The sequence below is a fragment of the Pseudomonas sp. R62 genome, from assembly GCF_000257605.1.
GTDB lineage: Bacteria > Pseudomonadota > Gammaproteobacteria > Pseudomonadales > Pseudomonadaceae > Aquipseudomonas > Aquipseudomonas atacamensis.
The window spans coordinates 1-836 of the sequence record NZ_AHZM01000914.1 but is presented as its reverse complement, the minus strand read 5'-3'; the positions used below and the strand labels follow the sequence as shown (position 1 = coordinate 836).

At 63.2% G+C, this 836-nt stretch carries 1 protein-coding gene; it reads right to left on the bottom strand.

Features of this window, described 5'->3' with window-relative positions:
* Positions 1-146 precede the first annotated feature (146 nt).
* A complete protein-coding gene (gene thpR, locus OQK_RS01085) occupies positions 147-686 on the bottom strand; it encodes an RNA 2',3'-cyclic phosphodiesterase (protein ID WP_016770731.1) in 540 nt (179 codons plus the stop codon).
* Positions 687-836: the final 150 nt, after the last annotated feature.

Sequence of the window (836 nt, the reverse complement as noted above, 5' to 3'; positions counted from 1 at the left end):
GGAGCGTGGGAACGATCAATGCAGTGCTGAAAATTTTCCGTTCACGCAGCGCCTTACCACCGCTGCACCCTGCTCTGAACGGCCTCACCCGGCTCCCTCGGCTCGGGTGAATTTGCAGGCGCCTTCGGGCGCCTTTTTTTGTCCGTTCAGATCAACGGCCAGTCCTGCACAACCCGATACCGCCCCTTGTGCGATTCGAACAGAGCGAAGCGTTCGGCACGCAGAACGAACTCCGGCGGCGTGCGCGCTTCCGGCTCCGGCGCGCGGTATTCGCGGGCCAGTGTCAGGTGCGGGCGGAACTCGTGGGTGGGCTCGTCAAAACCGAACGGCAGCATCGCCTGCTCCAGCGCGTAGACCAGGCGCAACAACGCCGGCGGCGCCTGTTCCGGTGCCAGCGATAGCACACCGGGGCGATGCCAGACCTGCAAGCGATCCAGCTCAATGCGCAACGTTTCGCCGGGAATACGCACACTGCCCGCTGCTTCGCATACGCCGTGAATCTGCGCCAGCGGCACCGCACCGAGAAACAGCAGGGTCAGATGAAAATTATCCGCCGGCACCGGTTTGCCGCTGCGCAGACCCAGCTCCGCGCGCCACTGGGCGATCGCCTTGCGCTGCGCCGGTGGGCAGTCCAAAGCGAAAAACAGCCGTTTCGACGGTTCATCCCTGCGCACTTCATCCATCATCGCCCTGCCCCCCCATATCGTCATGATCGCGCCGATTCTACACAGCCTGTTCTGACGACTCGCGACAGGAAGCTATAGTTCAAGGATTGCCATCAACCGGAGGCTGCCATGCGCGAGATCCTCAGCAAAGAACCCTGGTGGGCCCGGCCA